General features: G+C 67.0%; 15 protein-coding genes. 7 read left to right on the plus strand and 8 right to left on the minus strand.

Annotated features, from left to right (window positions below):
- The first annotated feature begins 167 nt into the window (after window positions 1–167).
- Window positions 168–575, plus strand: coding sequence for a hypothetical protein (locus BJ980_RS03805; protein ID WP_179501062.1), 408 nt, complete (start codon window positions 168–170; stop codon window positions 573–575).
- Window positions 572–2062: an ATP-binding protein gene (locus BJ980_RS03810; protein ID WP_179501063.1), complete on the plus strand. Its 1491-nt coding sequence runs from the start codon at window positions 572–574 to the stop codon at window positions 2060–2062. The genes BJ980_RS03805 and BJ980_RS03810 overlap by 4 nt, the downstream gene beginning before the upstream one ends.
- 244 nt (window positions 2063–2306) lie before the next feature.
- Here the strand turns inward: BJ980_RS03810 and BJ980_RS03815 are convergent, their stop codons facing one another.
- The 6 genes from BJ980_RS03815 to BJ980_RS03840 form a co-directional block, all read right to left on the minus strand.
- The gene (locus BJ980_RS03815; RefSeq protein ID WP_179501064.1) at window positions 2307–2561 is read right to left on the minus strand and encodes a hypothetical protein; all 255 of its coding nucleotides are present in this window, start codon (window positions 2559–2561) and stop codon (window positions 2307–2309) included.
- 391 nt (window positions 2562–2952) lie between these two features.
- Window positions 2953–3540, minus strand: coding sequence for a dihydrofolate reductase family protein (locus tag BJ980_RS03820; RefSeq protein WP_179501065.1), 588 nt, complete (start codon window positions 3538–3540; stop codon window positions 2953–2955).
- Window positions 3541–3604: 64 nt separating this feature from the next.
- A complete protein-coding gene (locus BJ980_RS03825; protein ID WP_179501066.1) occupies window positions 3605–4198 on the minus strand; it encodes a hypothetical protein in 594 nt (197 codons plus the stop codon).
- A complete protein-coding gene (locus tag BJ980_RS03830) occupies window positions 4195–4779 on the minus strand; it encodes a GNAT family N-acetyltransferase (RefSeq protein ID WP_179501067.1) in 585 nt (194 codons plus the stop codon). Before BJ980_RS03830 ends, BJ980_RS03825 begins: the two co-directional genes overlap by 4 nt.
- Entirely contained in the window at window positions 4776–5372 is a 597-nt protein-coding gene (locus tag BJ980_RS03835; RefSeq protein ID WP_179501068.1) for a hypothetical protein, read from the minus strand. The genes BJ980_RS03830 and BJ980_RS03835 overlap by 4 nt, the downstream gene beginning before the upstream one ends.
- 71 nt (window positions 5373–5443) lie before the next feature.
- Entirely contained in the window at window positions 5444–5851 is a 408-nt protein-coding gene (locus BJ980_RS03840) for a hypothetical protein (RefSeq protein ID WP_179501069.1), read from the minus strand.
- Window positions 5852–5940: 89 nt separating this feature from the next.
- On the opposite strand from BJ980_RS03840, the gene BJ980_RS03845 reads away from it, so the two are divergent.
- From BJ980_RS03845 to BJ980_RS03870, 5 genes are all read left to right on the plus strand, one after another.
- Window positions 5941–6540 carry a TetR/AcrR family transcriptional regulator gene (locus BJ980_RS03845; protein ID WP_179501070.1) on the plus strand — a complete coding sequence of 200 codons (600 nt, stop codon included), beginning with the start codon at window positions 5941–5943 and terminating at the stop codon, window positions 6538–6540.
- Window positions 6541–6618: 78 nt separating this feature from the next.
- Window positions 6619–9009, plus strand: coding sequence for a protein kinase domain-containing protein (locus BJ980_RS18830; RefSeq protein WP_246279920.1), 2391 nt, complete (start codon window positions 6619–6621; stop codon window positions 9007–9009).
- Window positions 9010–9121: 112 nt separating this feature from the next.
- Window positions 9122–9868 (plus strand): hypothetical protein, encoded by a 747-nt coding sequence (locus BJ980_RS03860; protein WP_179501071.1) that lies wholly within the window; start codon window positions 9122–9124, stop codon window positions 9866–9868.
- Between the two features lie 3 nt (window positions 9869–9871).
- Window positions 9872–10993 (plus strand): hypothetical protein, encoded by a 1122-nt coding sequence (locus tag BJ980_RS03865; RefSeq protein WP_179501072.1) that lies wholly within the window; start codon window positions 9872–9874, stop codon window positions 10991–10993.
- Window positions 10994–11045: 52 nt separating this feature from the next.
- The gene (locus BJ980_RS03870) at window positions 11046–11357 is read left to right on the plus strand and encodes a MobA protein (RefSeq protein ID WP_179501073.1); all 312 of its coding nucleotides are present in this window, start codon (window positions 11046–11048) and stop codon (window positions 11355–11357) included.
- 181 nt (window positions 11358–11538) lie between these two features.
- Here BJ980_RS03870 and BJ980_RS03875 read toward each other — a convergent pair whose 3' ends face one another.
- On the minus strand, window positions 11539–12705 hold the full coding sequence (locus BJ980_RS03875) for a class I SAM-dependent RNA methyltransferase (RefSeq protein ID WP_179501074.1): 1167 nt from the start codon (window positions 12703–12705) through the stop codon (window positions 11539–11541).
- A complete protein-coding gene (locus BJ980_RS03880) occupies window positions 12702–14759 on the minus strand; it encodes an APC family permease (RefSeq protein WP_343047676.1) in 2058 nt (685 codons plus the stop codon). Before BJ980_RS03880 ends, BJ980_RS03875 begins: the two co-directional genes overlap by 4 nt.
- Window positions 14760–14832 lie beyond the last annotated feature (73 nt).

Raw genomic sequence — 14832 nt, forward strand, 5'->3', positions numbered from 1 at the left:
CATCCCTTCCCACCGGCAGCAGATCGAGCATGCCACGCACCACGGACCCGTGCCGGGAGATCTGTAAAGAGCGCCGACGGTTCCTGCGCTTCGCGGGCTCCTCCGGTCAACACGACGGGCGGCCACGCGCACCTTCTCGATGAGCACCACTCATCGAGGAGGATCCGATGCCTACCTTCAAAGACCCGGTCGCGGACGCCGACGAACTCCGGGAAGCAGTCCGCGGTCTCGCTCACGCGACGCGCACGATCGACGACCCGACAGCGGTCTACGCAGTTCTGGGTTCCATCAGTTCCGCTCTCGCGTCGCTTAGCCAGTCGCTGCACCAGCTCGGCGAGTTCCACGACGGGCCGACTCGCAAGCAGGCGTGGATGAACGGCGATGCCCACGCCGGGCGAGCGGCGTCGTACAGGGAGTCCTGGGAGCTTCATCGCGCCGCCGAGATGATCCATCAGGTCGCCGAGTGCGTCGACCGGGCACACGAGATCGAGGCGACCATCGCCTACGACATCGCGGACTACCCGTCGCTCGCGCCGGTCCCCCGGCCCCTGCCGGATCGCGGGCTGTCGTTGTGACCGGCTGGCAGGACGGCCGACTCCATTCGGCCGTACTCGTCTCCCCAGGGCGCGAGCGCCGCAGGGACCGGAAGCAGCGCAAGGCCGCCGCCCGGGCCCGGATGTCGGAGGACCGCGAAGCCCGCCGTATCGACGCGAAGCGGAAGGCCGACGCGCTCGGCGCGGAGAAGCGTTCCACCGTCACCCTTCCGCGGGCTGGAGAACCCGGTCCGGCAGCGCTCCGCACTCCCGGCAGGTTCCGACTCCCGCGGCATCAGGACACCTCGGCCACCCTCGCCGGCGCGTACCCGTTCCTCGCCGAAGGTGGCCTGGGCAGCGAAGGCGTCTTCGTAGGCCAGGACCTCTACTCCGGAAGCTCGTTCGTCTACGACCCGTGGATCCTCTACGCCCGCGGCCTCATCACCGCACCGAACCTCGTCCTCGCCGGCATCGTCGGCTCCGGCAAGTCATGCCTCGCCAAGAGCCTCTACACCCGCTCGATCCCGTTCGGCCGCCGCGTCTACGTCCCCGGTGACCCCAAGGGTGAGCACACCGCCGTCGCCGAAGCGGTCGGCGGACGCGCCATCGCCCTGGGCCACGGCATGCCCAACCGGCTCAACCCGCTCGAAGAGGGACACCGCCCCTCCGGATACGACGATGTGCAGTGGGCCAGCCAGATCGCATCCCGTCGGCGGGACCTCGTCGGAGCTCTGGCCGAGACCGTGCTCGAACGCCGCCTCACCCCACTCGAGCACACCGCCGTCGACATCGCCATTGACCGCACCGTCCAAGGTGCCGACGTACCCGTCCTCCCGATGGTCGTCGACCGACTCCTCGCCCCCGACCCCGCCGACGATCCCGACAGCCGGCTCACCGAGGACGGACGTCTCGTCGGCCACGCACTGCGTCGCCTCGTCGCGGGCGACCTCGCCGGGCTCTTCGACGGACCCTCCACGGTCGCGTTCGATCCGAGCCTGCCGATGATCTCCCTCGACCTGTCCCGCGTCACCGAGAACGCCACCCTCATCTCGGTCCTGATGACGTGCGCGTCGGCATGGATGGAATCCGCGCTCCTTGACCCCAACGGGGGCCAGCGCTGGGTCGTGTACGACGAGGCCTGGCGGCTCATGTCCCACCCCGCGCTGCTGCGGCGGATGGACGCCCACTGGCGGCTCGCGCGGCACTACGGCATCGCAAACATGCTGATCTTCCACAAGCTCACCGACCTCGACAACGTCGGCGACTCCGGCTCCGCGATGCGGGCCCTCGCCTCGTCCCTTCTCGCGAACGCCGAGACCCGCATCGTCTACCGCCAGGAAGCCGACCAACTGGGCGCGACCTCGGCCGCGCTCGGCCTCACCGGCACCGAGCAGTCACTGATCCCCACCCTCGGCACCGGCCAGGGACTGTGGCGGATCAAGAGCCGCTCCTTCGTCGTCCAGCACCAGATGCACCCCGCCGAGCTCGAGCTCTTCGACACCACCGGACGCATGACAGGAGCCCTTTAGAAGTTCGCGCGAAATTTGACGGTTTCGCGACGAACCTGAGCATACGCAACGTCCTCGAGCCACGTGCGGACGCTCAGGTTCTAGGAGTTTGCGGTGAGAAGCGTGTCGCGCTCCGGATAGGGAGCCGTCACCGAGAACCTCTTCGGACGGCTATCCGGGACGCTCGAATAGGGCGAGCGGGCCGGCCTGCGGCTTCACCGTTGCCGGGTTCGCAATACAGACGGCGAAATCTCGAGCAAGCCGCCTAAGCCTCAGCCAGGATTCTGATGACGTGAAGGGATGCGGCTGGTATCGACGATCGGACATTTCTGGCCAACGCATGAGCACTTTTCTCATCGTCAAGGACGATGACCGCGTGGGCGGCGGTGACGTCATCCGGGGCCTGTCCCCAGAGGCCGCGAACGAACCCCGCTTGCTCACTGACGGTGGCGGCGATGTGCGCGAGTTGGTCTTGGTCCAGTCGGTCGTCAACTGGCCAGCTGCCGATGATGGCGAACATGGATCCCTCCTTGGGTCTGGGTGTGGGCAGGTGGACGGCTCGGCCATCAAACTTTCACCTGTTGATGCGGCTCGGTTGAGTCGCGAAGGAGTTGCCTGGTCGAGCACGCCGCCTCCGCTGCTGCGGCCGGGCGACAGCTTGAGATGTTGTCGGGCGAGGTCGCGGCGTGGCTGCGGGATTCCGCGCGTCTGGCGGAGCGGCTTCGATGCGCGATGGCGCTCGGCCTCGGCGAGGCGTTCCTGCTGAATTGCACGTACGAGCTCCGGGTTGATGTGGGTCAAATCAGGTCACGCTTTCTTGGAGGGCGGTCAGGGTGGTTCCCAAGCGGCTTGGCGTCGGAGACGACGGGTGGCACCGGCGCGTCGCGATGCAGTAGGACGTGCGGAGAGGGTCACCTGCTGGTCACGTCGTAGGTGATGGCGAGACTTCCCATGGGCGTTGTCTCGCAAGTGGTAAGGGTGAGTGATCGCGGCGTGTCGAGATCGCCGAACAGGCGCTTGCCAGATCCGAGCACGAGGGGGTGGACGAATAGTCGCAGGGTGTCCACCAGGTCGGCGCGCAGGAGATCGCGGACGAGTACGCCGCTGCCGAGGATCGCGATGCTGCCGTCGCCCGTGTGCTTCAGCTCGGAGACGGCGTCGCAGGCCGCGCCGGTGAGCAAGCTCGTATTCTCCCAGGTCACCGTCGTCAGCGTGTTGCTCACGACGTGCTTGGGCGTCGTGTTCATGTGCGCTGCGATGGGGTTGGAGCTGGGCTGGTAGGGCCAGTAGGTCGCCATCTTCTCGTAGGTCTTGCGGCCGAAGAGGTACGCGGTAGTGCCACCCAGGGCGCTGGAGCCGCTGGAGGCGTGGATCGCTTCTGCGAACGGTGCTCCCCAGCCTCCGTGCTCAAAACCGCCCTCACGGTCCTCGTCGGGCGATCCGAGCCCCTGCATCACCCCGTCGACGGAGACGAACTCGATCGCGATCAGTGTGCGCATGCTGTACTCCATTTCGGGTCAGGAAGTTTGCCCTAGCGGGCAAGACGTGAGCTGTTCCGTCGGCTCATCGACTCACTCCGCGCTCGGGCTCGGGCTCCGCCGGCGCTCCGGCGGTGAGCCGAGAACTCGCATGGACACCGAGTAGTAGGGCCAGGCCGAGAGTGGACGCGACCGGCTCCCATCTCCCGGTCCACGCTGCGGCCACTGCCGTTGCCGCACCCAGGGCTGTGATCGCTGCTATGTCGACGGCTGTCGCATCGCCTCGGTGCGGCGCCGACCCTGCGAAGGAGCGCGGCAAAGCGTCGAGAAAGACGCAGAGGCCGACTCCGATGGCCGACCCGGTGGCGAAGGCGGTCAGCTCGACGGCGACGCCGTCGTACTGCATCCGCGCGAGGATCGCGCAGGATCCGATGCCCAGGCACATCAGGGTCGTCATCTGCTCCCCGACCAGCGAACCTGTTCGCCCGCGCTGCGCGGCGTCATGGCCCGCGGAAGTGACGTCCCGGACTCCTCGGAGGCTGGCCCGTTCGACCAGTACGGCGACCGCGGCCACCGTGATCGTCGCCGCTGTGGGCGCCATCCAGGACCCGGTCGCTGCCCAGGCGACAGCCGCCATCGCAAATGTGGCCGGAGCAGCCGGTACTCGTCCCCGGATCATCGTCCTGCCTCAATCGGCTCGGTGATCTCGTCCGTGTACTGCCACTCGTGGCTGAGCAGACCGAAGACGAGGCTGTCGACCCACTCGTCCTTGTACCGGCGGTCCTCGCGCAGATGCCCTTCCAGCTTCATGCCGAGCGAGCGGCACAGCGCGGCCGAGGCGGCATTGCGAGGATCGAGACCCGCGCGGACCCGACGCATCCCGTAGTGCCCGAAGGCCAGACTTATCAGCGCGGACACCGACTCGCAAGCGTACCCACAACCGCGGGCGGAGGGGTGCAGCGCCCACCCGAGCTCGCCCAGGAGCAGCGTGTCATCGGCCGGCCACAGCACCACGTCGCCGATCACCTGGCCACCCCGCTCGACCACCAGGCTCAGCGCGGAGTCCGGTGTGTCGATCGCGACGCGGGAGATCCGCTTGGCCAATGCCAGCTCAGCGTCCTGTCGTGTCCAGGGCGCCCAGGGCAGATATCGGGTCACCTCCGGGTCGGAGTAGTAGGACATCAGCGCCGCCAGATCGTCCGTGCGGTGGGCCCGCAGCACCAGACGCTCGGTCCTGACAGGCAGGTCGAGCGCTCTCATGTGAAGACCACGAGTGCGAGCACCCCGACCCCCAGGGAGATGTCGAGCGCGGCGCACCATTCCGCGAGCGAGCGGGAGACCACCGCGCGGCGTCGCCAGTGGACGATGTCCCAGGCACCGTGGAGCAGCAGGCCCACAGCGAGGACGACTTTCGCGGCCGTCACGTCGAGCAGCATCGCCGTGATGACACCCGTAAGGAAGACTAGCGCGCCCCAGGGCTGCCAACGCATCTCGGCTGGCGGCGGGCGCCACCGTCCGGCCGCGGTGCCACCCACCACGGTGGCGACGGTGATGCCGAGCAGGATGACGGCGCCCGGGAGGGAGAGCGCTTCTCCGGCGAGATAGGTCACCACGACCAGCCCAGTGAGGGGCCAGGTCCACGAACTGTTCCCGCCCAGTGCGATCAGCGCATAGGCACAGGTCGGGATCAACAAGGTGAGGAGGACGCCGTCGATGCTGCTTGGATCGTCGGTGGCGATCGAGAACACGCCCACGACGAGACCGGTGGCGATCGGCCACCAGGCCAGAAACGAGCGTCCGCGGCCGACAGGTTCCGCGGGACCTTGGTCCTCAGCGGTGAGAGGTTGCTGCATGTGCCTTCCTTCGCGGCAGTCGTGTACGTGATGTTGGGTGGTGAGCGCGGGTGTCGGTGGCGCGCAGCCGGTCAATGCCGATGGGTGTACTCCTCGGGTCGGTGGACCATGACTAGCGCCATCAGCAGGAGCATCGCCACGTGACCGACGCCGAGCAGGGCCGCCTGACCGATGAGACCTGCCCATAGAAACGGGAAGAGCGCGATGAAACCGGCGTACATCGCCAGACACATCTCGGCGACTACAGCGATTCCGTGACCACGCAGGACCATCCACCCCGCCATTGGCACTGCCATCGCCGTGGCCATCGCAATCGCCTCGATCTCGGTGCGCACCAGCCAAGCTGCGTCCAGCCTCCCGACCGCTGCTGCCCACACGGGGTAGAGGGTCGCCATGCCGACCACCATCGCCACCACCATCTCGACGTAGTGCCGCGCGAGGGATCGAACTCCTCCGCGCGACCTCATCGTGGTGTGCATGCCGCCCCCGTAACTCGTACTCTATTGTTTGAGATCAGAGATCGTAACTCAGACATTGCCGTTTGAGAAGAGGGGTGGGCTGCGGCACGATGGACGCCGTGACCGATAAGGATCTGCATGCGAAGCGAGCGGACGCGCGGATGAACATCGCGGCGATCCTCGACTCTGCGACCCGTTGTCTGGCACGCGACCCAGACGCCAGCCTCGCCGACATCGCCCGCGAGGCAGGAGTAGGCCGAGTCACTCTCTACGGCCACTTCGACTCGCGCTCGACCCTGGTCGCTCACGTGGTTGACGCCGCCATGGCCCACTCTGAGAGCGAGTTGGAGAAGGTCGACCTGACCGGGGACCCAGTCGACGCGATGCAACGGCTTTTGGTGGCCTCCTGGTGGCTCACGCACCGCCACGGCGCCCTCGTGCAGGCCGCCGAGAAGAGCCTCGAGCCGGCACAGATCCACGCAGCGCACGAAGAGCCCCTCACGCGCATGCGCGCTCTCCTGCAACGAGGCCGTCTTGCCGGGTGCTTCCGCCAAGACATGCCCTTGCCCTGGCAGGTCACGATGATCCAAGGCATCTTGCACGGGGCCTCGGCCGCGGTGCACCGAGGCGACCACACAGCCGACGAGGCCTGCGAACTCATCGCGACCTCCGTGCTCGCCGCCCTCACCCCTCCTGACGCTGCGGGCTGACTACAACGGGATCGGGGCGCGGAGCGTGCCACAACGGGATCGCTGACCAGCGCCGAGGAGAGCGGGGATGATCGTGGCATGACTGATCAACGCGGGCTGGGGGTGACCTTCGACTCGGCCGCTGATCTCTACCAGCAAGCCCGGCCCGACTACCCCGAGCAGCTGTACGAGGCGATGATCGCCGCCGCCCGGCTCGTTCGGGGTGACCGGCTGTTGGAGATCGGTTGCGCCTCCGGCAAGGCGACGTTGCCGCTGGCCCGCCGAGGCCTTCACATCACCTGCGTCGAGCCTGGCCCGGCGCTGACCACCGCAGCGCGCCGCAACCTGGCCAGCTTCCCCGACGTCGAGGTCGTCCAGTGCACGTTCGAGGACATCTGCCCCTCTGAGCACGAGCCCTTCGATCTGGTGTTCGCGGCTACCGCATGGCATTGGCTTGATCCAGAGCTTCGTTACCGGCGCACGTGGGAGCTGCTGCGGCCCGGAGGACACCTGGCATTCTGGAGTGCCACACACGTCTTTCCGGAAGGCGGGGACACCTTCTTCGCCGACCTGCAGCAGGTCTACGACGAAATCCGCGAAGGTCTGCCCGAGGGGGCGACGTACCCCCGACCGGGCGAGTTGCCCGACCAGCGCGAGGACATCGAAGCCAGCGGACTGTTCGAACCGGTCCTGGTGCGTCACTTCGACTGGGAGGTCACTTACGACGCTGACGGCTACATCGGGCTCCTCGACACCTTCTCGGGCCACATCGCAATGGAGCCGTGGCAGCGGCGGCGCTTGTACTCGGAAATCCGGCGCCGATTGGATGAGCGAGCCGACGGGTTGCTACGCCGCGGCTGGGGCGCCGTCCTACACGTCGCGCGGCGACGCGACCTCCCCGTTGCGCCACAACGGGATCCCGCACCGGGTCGCTCCTCCTGTCGAGATCCAATGAACATTTACGCCGCACCCGCGGGGCACTTTGACGAGATCGGACGAACCGCGACAGCCGGTCAGGGTGCGCCCGCCAGAAGAGCTATCCGTATGGGCCCCGCTGCGGCAATCGCAGCCGGACGGGTCGACCGGGACGCTCGGGTGCCGCCACCGCCTGCAATCTGCGGCATTCCCGCCGGAGGTTCCCCCTACGGTCCGAGCAAGCCTCACATTGAACTGAACTGCCCCGGCGAGTCCGAAGACTCTGGCGTGTCCCGGGTTGGTTCACACGGAATCGACGGTCTGCGAAGGCCGCGCCGGCCACGAAGGAAGGGTGTGCGGTTGGGGTGTGATGGGATGAAACGGCTTGAGAGAAAGGAGGACGGGATGGCCAATCCGGTGGACTTCATGTTGGCCGATCTCCGGGAGAAGTACGAGGCGGTGCCCTCCTCCAGGGCCTTCGACCGCCTCTACGACGATCCCGAGTGGGGTCACATGTTCGCAGTCCTGCACAAGCGGCTGAACGAGCACTTCACCGACATAAACGGCAGAGCCGAGACCACGCGCCACTACTGGGCCGACAACAGCAGGGACCTCCTCTCTCTCATTCAGGAGATCGAGGCCGATCTCCACACGTTGAGGCGGGCAGGCGTGGAGGTCGAGTTGGCCGACTCCTACCAGGACGCGCTGGAGCGCTGTCGGCCGTGGCTGTCACCAAGCGGGGGCAGTGCCATGCCAGAGGACTTCGAGCCCATCGAGGTCATCGCCTACGAGCCCGTGTTCACTCACGCGGCCAAGAGCGTGAAGCTGGAGAAGCATCAGAAGGCCATCGAGCTGAAGATGGTGGGTAGCGGGTCCTACGCACACGTGTACTCCTACGTGGATCCCGACTACGGCATCAAGTTCGCTGTCAAGCGAGCGAAGACGGACCTCGACGAGCGAGACCTTGGACGCTTCAAGCAGGAGTTTGAGGTCCTCAACAAGCTGAGCTTCCCCTACGTGGTGGAGGTCTACCGCTACGACGAGGCCCGCAATGAGTACCGCATGGAGTACTGCGACACCACCCTGCGGGACTACATCGCGAAGAAGAACGCCACGATCTCCTTCGCCGCGCGGAAGCGCATCGCGCTCCAGTTCCTCTACGGCATCAACTACCTGCACCACCAAAAGCTGCTCCACCGCGACATCAGCCTGCAGAACATCCTGCTGAAGGTCTTCGGATCCGGCGCGGTGTTGGTAAAGCTCTCGGACTTCGGCCTGGTGAAGGACCAGGCGAGCGAGTTCACGCGGACCCAGACAGAGATGAAGGGAACGGTCCGCGACCCCATGCTCGGCAGCTTCAAGGACTACGCGGTCGTCAACGAGATGTACGCGATCGGCCACGTCCTCGCCTACATCTTCAAGGGCCGGGAGTCCCTCCCGCCGGCCACTGACGAGGTGGGGCGCATCATCCACAAGTGCGCCGTCAATGACCTCGACCAGCGCTACCGGGCTGTCACTGAACTCATCGCGGAGGTGGAGAGGCTGGAGGCGCCGCCGGTTCAGGCGACCGCGTAGGACCATTCGGGACGGCGAGCGTCGAGCTTGGGTCTCGCGGTTCTGTCGGTGGCGCCAACTACCTTCGACACCGAGGGCAGGGCCAGGCCTGCTCGCCGGGCGGAGGGCCACGATGTTCGATCACGACCGGGACTTCCCACGGGCCTACACAGTGCCCGGGATTCCACACAAGGCCGCCAGCACGTTGGGTGTGAAGTGGGCGCTGGAGCAGGCCGAGGCGCTCGGCTCGGCGGTGTCGCTGTACGCGCCGGGCAAGCAGAACCTCCAGCACGTGGCTCAGGACCACCCGGCTGCGCACGCCCTCATTCAGCGCGGTGTCCGCGTCACGACGTGGAGGGACTTCGGCCCGGGCAGCGGCGTGGTCGTCGCCCTCTGGCCGGACGAGAAGCACCTCCTCGAGGCCGATGAGAGCGGCTCGACTCGGGCGCTGGTGGCGGTCACGTGGAGTCCGCGGCAGACGTTGGAATGGGCGCAGGCCAAAGGCGCGGAGCCCCTTGGTGGTCCCCGCCCCGACATCAGTCCGACGCGGCCCCTTGATCCCGTGGTGGCCGAGGCGGTTGATGGGCTCGGCATCCTCGTTGGGCAGCACAAGACAGCCGATCAGCGCTACCGGGCGGCCATGGCGAAGGGCCTCACTATTCTGTGCGATGCCGGCTATGCCCTCGACCCGAGCGCCTTGCACACCCATGCCATCGGGCATGGTTGGCGGGCCAGCAATGCCGAGAAGCTTCGGGAGGTCGCCACCCGCATCAACGAGGGCCGAGTTATCCAGGGCATGAAGTCGGCACCCCTCAGCGATGACGTCCTGGCCCACTGGCGTGAGCGTGCGGCCCGGGGTTCATCGGCGGACGAAGAGTGACCCATGCCGGACACCACCGTGATTGAGGGAACTTCCGACCAGCCAGTGGACCCGGGCACCGGACGAACCTTCGGGGAGGTCGTGCCGACTCGCAGCCGGGCCGACTCCAAGATCGAAGCCCAGGTGCGAGCCTTCCTCGCCGAAGCGGGGTATCCAGTCCCACCGCGCCGCGTGGGCGTGCTCTGCCACCACACTGACCCGAAGTGGCCGTTCCTCACGCTCACGCCGGACGTTGTGCTTGCTGACCTGCGCCTCGCCATCGAGGTCGACCCATGCGGCCCGGCCCCCTCACACCGGGGGTCCAGCCACCGCGGAGGCGAGGGCAAAGACCGTCTCCGTAACGAGTTGCTCGCCGCGGTCGGGTGGACGGTTCTCCGTCTGCGGCTCGATGCGAGGAAGGGCGACCACATCGGCGACCGCGATGTCGTGGTCGAGTCCTCCGGTTTCACTAGGGCGGCGCAGTCCGCGCTCGTCGAGGCCATCGAAGAGTTCAAGGAACAGCGCCCCGGAAGGGTGAGGATCGTCCCGAAGGGCAAAAGCCCCCGGGCGGCGCAGCGGCGATCCCACATCGCCGACATCGGCCCCGACCGCTACAGCGATGACACCTATTGGTTCACCTGGTACCCGAGGCTAGACAGCCCTGAGCGCCACAGGTTGCGCCTGGCAGTTGGCGGCCGATACCTCTACTGCGCGGCGGGCCGGGGATCGCTATTCGTGGATGAGGTGGGCCTCCACAAGGTTGCCCGGGACGACTGGAAGGCCCGGCTGACCGCCTACCTCGCGGGTAAGACGCCAGCGGACCTCCGAGGAGCCACCAAGTGGCCTTGGGGTGACAATCTGCTGATACCCCACGACCCTGTCGACGTGCTCGCGGCCGAGATCGTCGCGGCCAGCGACCACGAGAAGCAGACCATCGACCGCATCGACTTCTGGTTCACCGTCAGCGGCGACCACATCGCCAAATGGTCCTCAGAGGCTCTCCTTCGAGCGGACGAGACTCCCGTCGTGCATGTCCACACCGCCGCCCTTGGGGCCGGCTACCGGATTGTCGACGTCACCCTCGACCATGGCTACCTCGGCCCCTACCAGCGCATCGCCGTCAGCCGTGCGACCGGCGAAGGCTAAGGAGCCAAGGTGAGGGCGGTGCTCCCTCCGCAGGAGCCCGTAGCCTGACATCGTGCGGATGGGGTCTTTGTTCACTCCGGAGCCGGAGCAGTGGGGCCTGCGCGGTGACTCCCACCTCTGGCGAGCACTTCGCGAGGCGCTCGAGGAAACGTCGATCCCGGCGACGGACGAGGCTGTTGCCAGCCTGCTTGTCGACCGCATCAAGGACCTGACGGACGTCGACATCCGGTTGGAACGGCAGGAGGCGGTGTATCGGGAGGAGTTCGCGCACGGAGGGATGTCGAGCGGGCAGATCCACATTCCGACCTGGAGGGATCGGCTTATCCCGCTGTTGATCGCCAGAGCCGCAGGCAGCCGTGCCTGATTCGCGAGATCAGCAGCTTGGGGTCGATCTGCCGGCAACGAGAAGGCGCATCACAAGGCTGCAGACGGCCGTCCCGACAGGGCGAGTGAGGCGTCACAAACCGAGCCCGAGAACTCAAAGTGAGCCCAAAGTGAGCCTTAAGGCCCGTTCTCGGGACTCACGCCCGAGAGTCCAGATCGCATCAGCGCAGGTCAGAGCCGCTTTTCGTGAGCAATGCGACGCATTCGACGTGATGCGTCATCGGGAACAAATCAAAGGCACGCAGCTCACGCATCACATAGCCGAACTCCGCGAACGTCGCCACGTCACGAGCCAAGGCTGCCGGGTCACAGGCGACATAGGCCACGGCGCGCGGAGCCCGGTCGACGACCTGGGTGACCACCTTGCGACGAGCGCCCTCTCGGGGCGGGTCCAGGACGACCAGGTCGAACGACTCGTCAAAGTCATGAGCAAGGACCCGGTCCACCGATCCGGCACGGAGCCGCACCTGTCGTTGATCGGCGAGGTTCGACCGTGCGTGACCCGTGGCCTCCCGGCTGCCCTCGATGGCCACGACCCGACCCGATTCCCCCACCCGCTCGGCGAGGAACCGAGTGAACAGTCCCGCCCCCGAATAGAGGTCCAGTGCACGCTCACCCGGCTGCGGGTCGAGCATGCCGATGACGGTGTCGACAAGGGTTTCGGGAGCGCCCGGGTGGACCTGCCAGAACCCGTCGGCGGCCACACTGAACCCGCGCCCGTGCACCTCCTCGAGCACCGGTCGGTCCCCGGCCGTCGCCGTGTCGATCGCGTTCGGCGCGGCAATCAGGCACTCGTCGATCGGGATCACCGAACGCGAGCGGTGCCGGCGCATCCCCCGCCATCCGGCAGGGGTCTTGGCATATTCCATCCGCGTGCGCCAGGCCAGGCCGTTGACGTCACCGGGCACGGGCTCGACGGTGACGTCGACCTCCATCCGCGCCAACCTCGAGAACTGCTCGCGGATCACGGCAGCCTTGAGCTCGCGCTGGGCGGGCACTGCCACGTGCTGGAAGTCGCACCCACCGCAGGCACCTGGGCCGGCATAGGGACAGGGAGCCTCGACCCGGTCGGGCGAGGGCATGTTGATCCGCACCGCATCGCCGCGCCAGAACCTGTCTCCGTCGGTTCCCTCGGTGATCTCCACGATCACCTCTTCGCCCGGGAGTGCGTGCCTGACGAACACGACACGGGTCTCGTCGCTGTCCGGACCGACCGGGATCCTCGCGACACAATGGCCGCCGTGCGCGACCGGTCCGACAATGACTGCGTGCTTCTCTCCCGCGTGGGAGGCACCGCGTGCCTGGCGCGCCCTGGGGTTGCGAGTCATGGGCGTCCCACCGGTCCTCCGCCACGGGAGTCGCGGTCACCCACGGCGCCACGACGGACGTCACCGGCTCGAGATCGCGCAGCCTCCCTCTTGCTGCGCTCAAGCGCCACCGCCGAGGACCTCAACTGGTAGGGCACCGAGATGACCATCACGCCAGGCGTGAAGAGAAGGCGGCCCTTGAGCCGCAGGGCGGTCTGGTTGTGCAGCATCTGCTCCCACCAACGTCCGACGACATATTCCGGGATGAACACCGCCACGACTCCACGCGGGTTGGCGCTGCGGATCGCCCCCGCATAGTCCACGATCGGCTTGACCAGCTCACGATAGGGCGAGTGCAGGACCTTCAGCGGTACGTCGATCCCGCGCTCGTCCCACTCCTCCAGCAACTTGTCCGTGGCCCGCGCATCCGTGCCGACATAGACCGCCTCGAGCACGTTGGGCCTGGTCGCCTTGGCGAAGGCCACCGCCCGCAACGTCGGCTTGTGCAGCTTGGCCACGAGCACGATCGCGTGCACCCGCGTGGGCAGCACCTTGTCCTGGTCATCAGCGGCGAGCTCGTCGGCCACCGAGTCATAGTGCTTGCGAATGCCCTGCATGATGCAGAAGAAGAAGATCATCGCCAGGACGGTGATCCACGCGCCCTGGGTGAACTTGGTGACCAGCACGACCACGAGCACCGCGCCGGTCATCGCCAGTCCGACCGTGTTGATGGTGCGGGACTGTTGCATCTTGCGACGCCTGGCCGGATCCTCCTCGACGGCGAGGTGCCGGGTCCAGTGCCGCAGCATGCCCAGCTGGCTGAGGGTGAAGGAGACGAACACCCCGACGATGTAGAGCTGGATGAGCCTGGTGACCTCGGCGTCGAAGGCGAGGATCAGCGCGACCGCGATCACGGCCAGGAACAGGATGCCGTTGCTGTAGGCGAGCCGGTCGCCGCGCTGGCCCAGGGCACGGGGTGCGAACCCGTCGCGCGCGAGGATCGAGCCGAGCACCGGGAAGCCGTTGAACGCGGTGTTCGCGGCCAGCACCAGCACGACGCCCGTCATCGTCACCACGAAGTAGAACCCCGGGGTGAAGTTGTCGAAGATCGCGCGGGCCAGCTGCGCGATCACGGTGTGCTGGTCATAACCCTCCGGCAGTGCCGACCCGTCGGCGCGGGTCAGTCGCTCCAGGTGGTGCGGGTCGACATACTTCAACCCCATCTGGTGGGCCAGGCTGATCACGCTGAGCATCATCGTGATCGCGATCAGGCCGAGCATCAGCAGCGTGCTGGCGGCGTTCTGCGACTTGGGCTTGCGGAAGGCGGGCACGCCGTTGGAGATCGCCTCGACACCGGTCAGCGCGGCACAGCCCGAGGAGAACGCCCTGGCCAGCAGGAAGACCAGTGCGATGGTGGTCAGCTGGTCGTCGTAGCCGGGCATCGCGGTGACCTTGAACGAGGCACTCTCCACATCGGGAAGGGTGCCGGTGGCCGACCGGATGAGCCCATAGGCACACATCCCGAGGATGGCGAGCATGAACGCATAGGTGGGAACCGCGAAGAGGGTCCCCGACTCGCGGACTCCACGCATGTTCAGTGCGGTCAGCACCACGACCAGGGCAACCGCGAAGGTCGCCTCGTGCCCGGACAGGGCCGGGATCGCGGCGGCGGCATATTGCGCACCGGAGGAGATGGAGACCGCAACGGTCAGCACGTAGTCGACCAGCAGGGCGCTGGCCACCGTCACTCCGGCCTTGCGCCCGAGGTTCACCGTGGCGACCTCGTAGTCACCGCCACCGCTGGGATAGGCGTGCACGGTCTGCCGGTAGGAGGCAACCACCGCGATCATCACCAGCGCCACCGCGAGCCCGACCTTCCAGGACCAGGTGTATGCCGACACCCCGGCCATGGCGAGCATGATGAAGATCTCGTCGGGTGCATAGGCAACCGATGACAGGGCGTCGCTCGCGAACACCGGAAGGGCCACCCGCTTGGGCAGCAGCGTCTCTCCGAGCTGCGAGCTACGAAGCTTGCGGCCCAGGAGGATGCGCTTCGAAACGTCTCCAACTCCCACGAGCGAACAGGCTAGCCCTGTGCGGCGGCAAGTGTGACAACGCCGCACCCGTGGCTGCGGTAGCGTCTGCCAC

This window comes from Nocardioides daedukensis (assembly GCF_013408415.1).
Taxonomy (GTDB): domain Bacteria; phylum Actinomycetota; class Actinomycetes; order Propionibacteriales; family Nocardioidaceae; genus Nocardioides; species Nocardioides daedukensis.

What these genes read in the sequence shown, in the direction of transcription:
- BJ980_RS18830 (WP_246279920.1), top strand. Translation starts at nt 6,619, where the DNA reads ATGACTGATCAACGCGGGCTGGGGGTGACCTTCGACTCGGCCGCTGAT.
- BJ980_RS03860 (WP_179501071.1), top strand. Translation starts at nt 9,122, where the DNA reads ATGTTCGATCACGACCGGGACTTCCCACGGGCCTACACAGTGCCCGGG.
- BJ980_RS03845 (WP_179501070.1), top strand. Translation starts at nt 5,941, where the DNA reads ATGGACGCCGTGACCGATAAGGATCTGCATGCGAAGCGAGCGGACGCG.
- BJ980_RS03875 (WP_179501074.1), bottom strand. Translation starts at nt 12,705, where the DNA reads ATGACTCGCAACCCCAGGGCGCGCCAGGCACGCGGTGCCTCCCACGCG.
- BJ980_RS03815 (WP_179501064.1), bottom strand. Translation starts at nt 2,561, where the DNA reads ATGTTCGCCATCATCGGCAGCTGGCCAGTTGACGACCGACTGGACCAA.
- BJ980_RS03865 (WP_179501072.1), top strand. Translation starts at nt 9,872, where the DNA reads ATGCCGGACACCACCGTGATTGAGGGAACTTCCGACCAGCCAGTGGAC.
- BJ980_RS03830 (WP_179501067.1), bottom strand. Translation starts at nt 4,779, where the DNA reads ATGAGAGCGCTCGACCTGCCTGTCAGGACCGAGCGTCTGGTGCTGCGG.
- BJ980_RS03835 (WP_179501068.1), bottom strand. Translation starts at nt 5,372, where the DNA reads ATGCAGCAACCTCTCACCGCTGAGGACCAAGGTCCCGCGGAACCTGTC.
- BJ980_RS03820 (WP_179501065.1), bottom strand. Translation starts at nt 3,540, where the DNA reads ATGCGCACACTGATCGCGATCGAGTTCGTCTCCGTCGACGGGGTGATG.
- BJ980_RS03840 (WP_179501069.1), bottom strand. Translation starts at nt 5,851, where the DNA reads ATGCACACCACGATGAGGTCGCGCGGAGGAGTTCGATCCCTCGCGCGG.
- BJ980_RS03805 (WP_179501062.1), top strand. Translation starts at nt 168, where the DNA reads ATGCCTACCTTCAAAGACCCGGTCGCGGACGCCGACGAACTCCGGGAA.
- BJ980_RS03825 (WP_179501066.1), bottom strand. Translation starts at nt 4,198, where the DNA reads ATGATCCGGGGACGAGTACCGGCTGCTCCGGCCACATTTGCGATGGCG.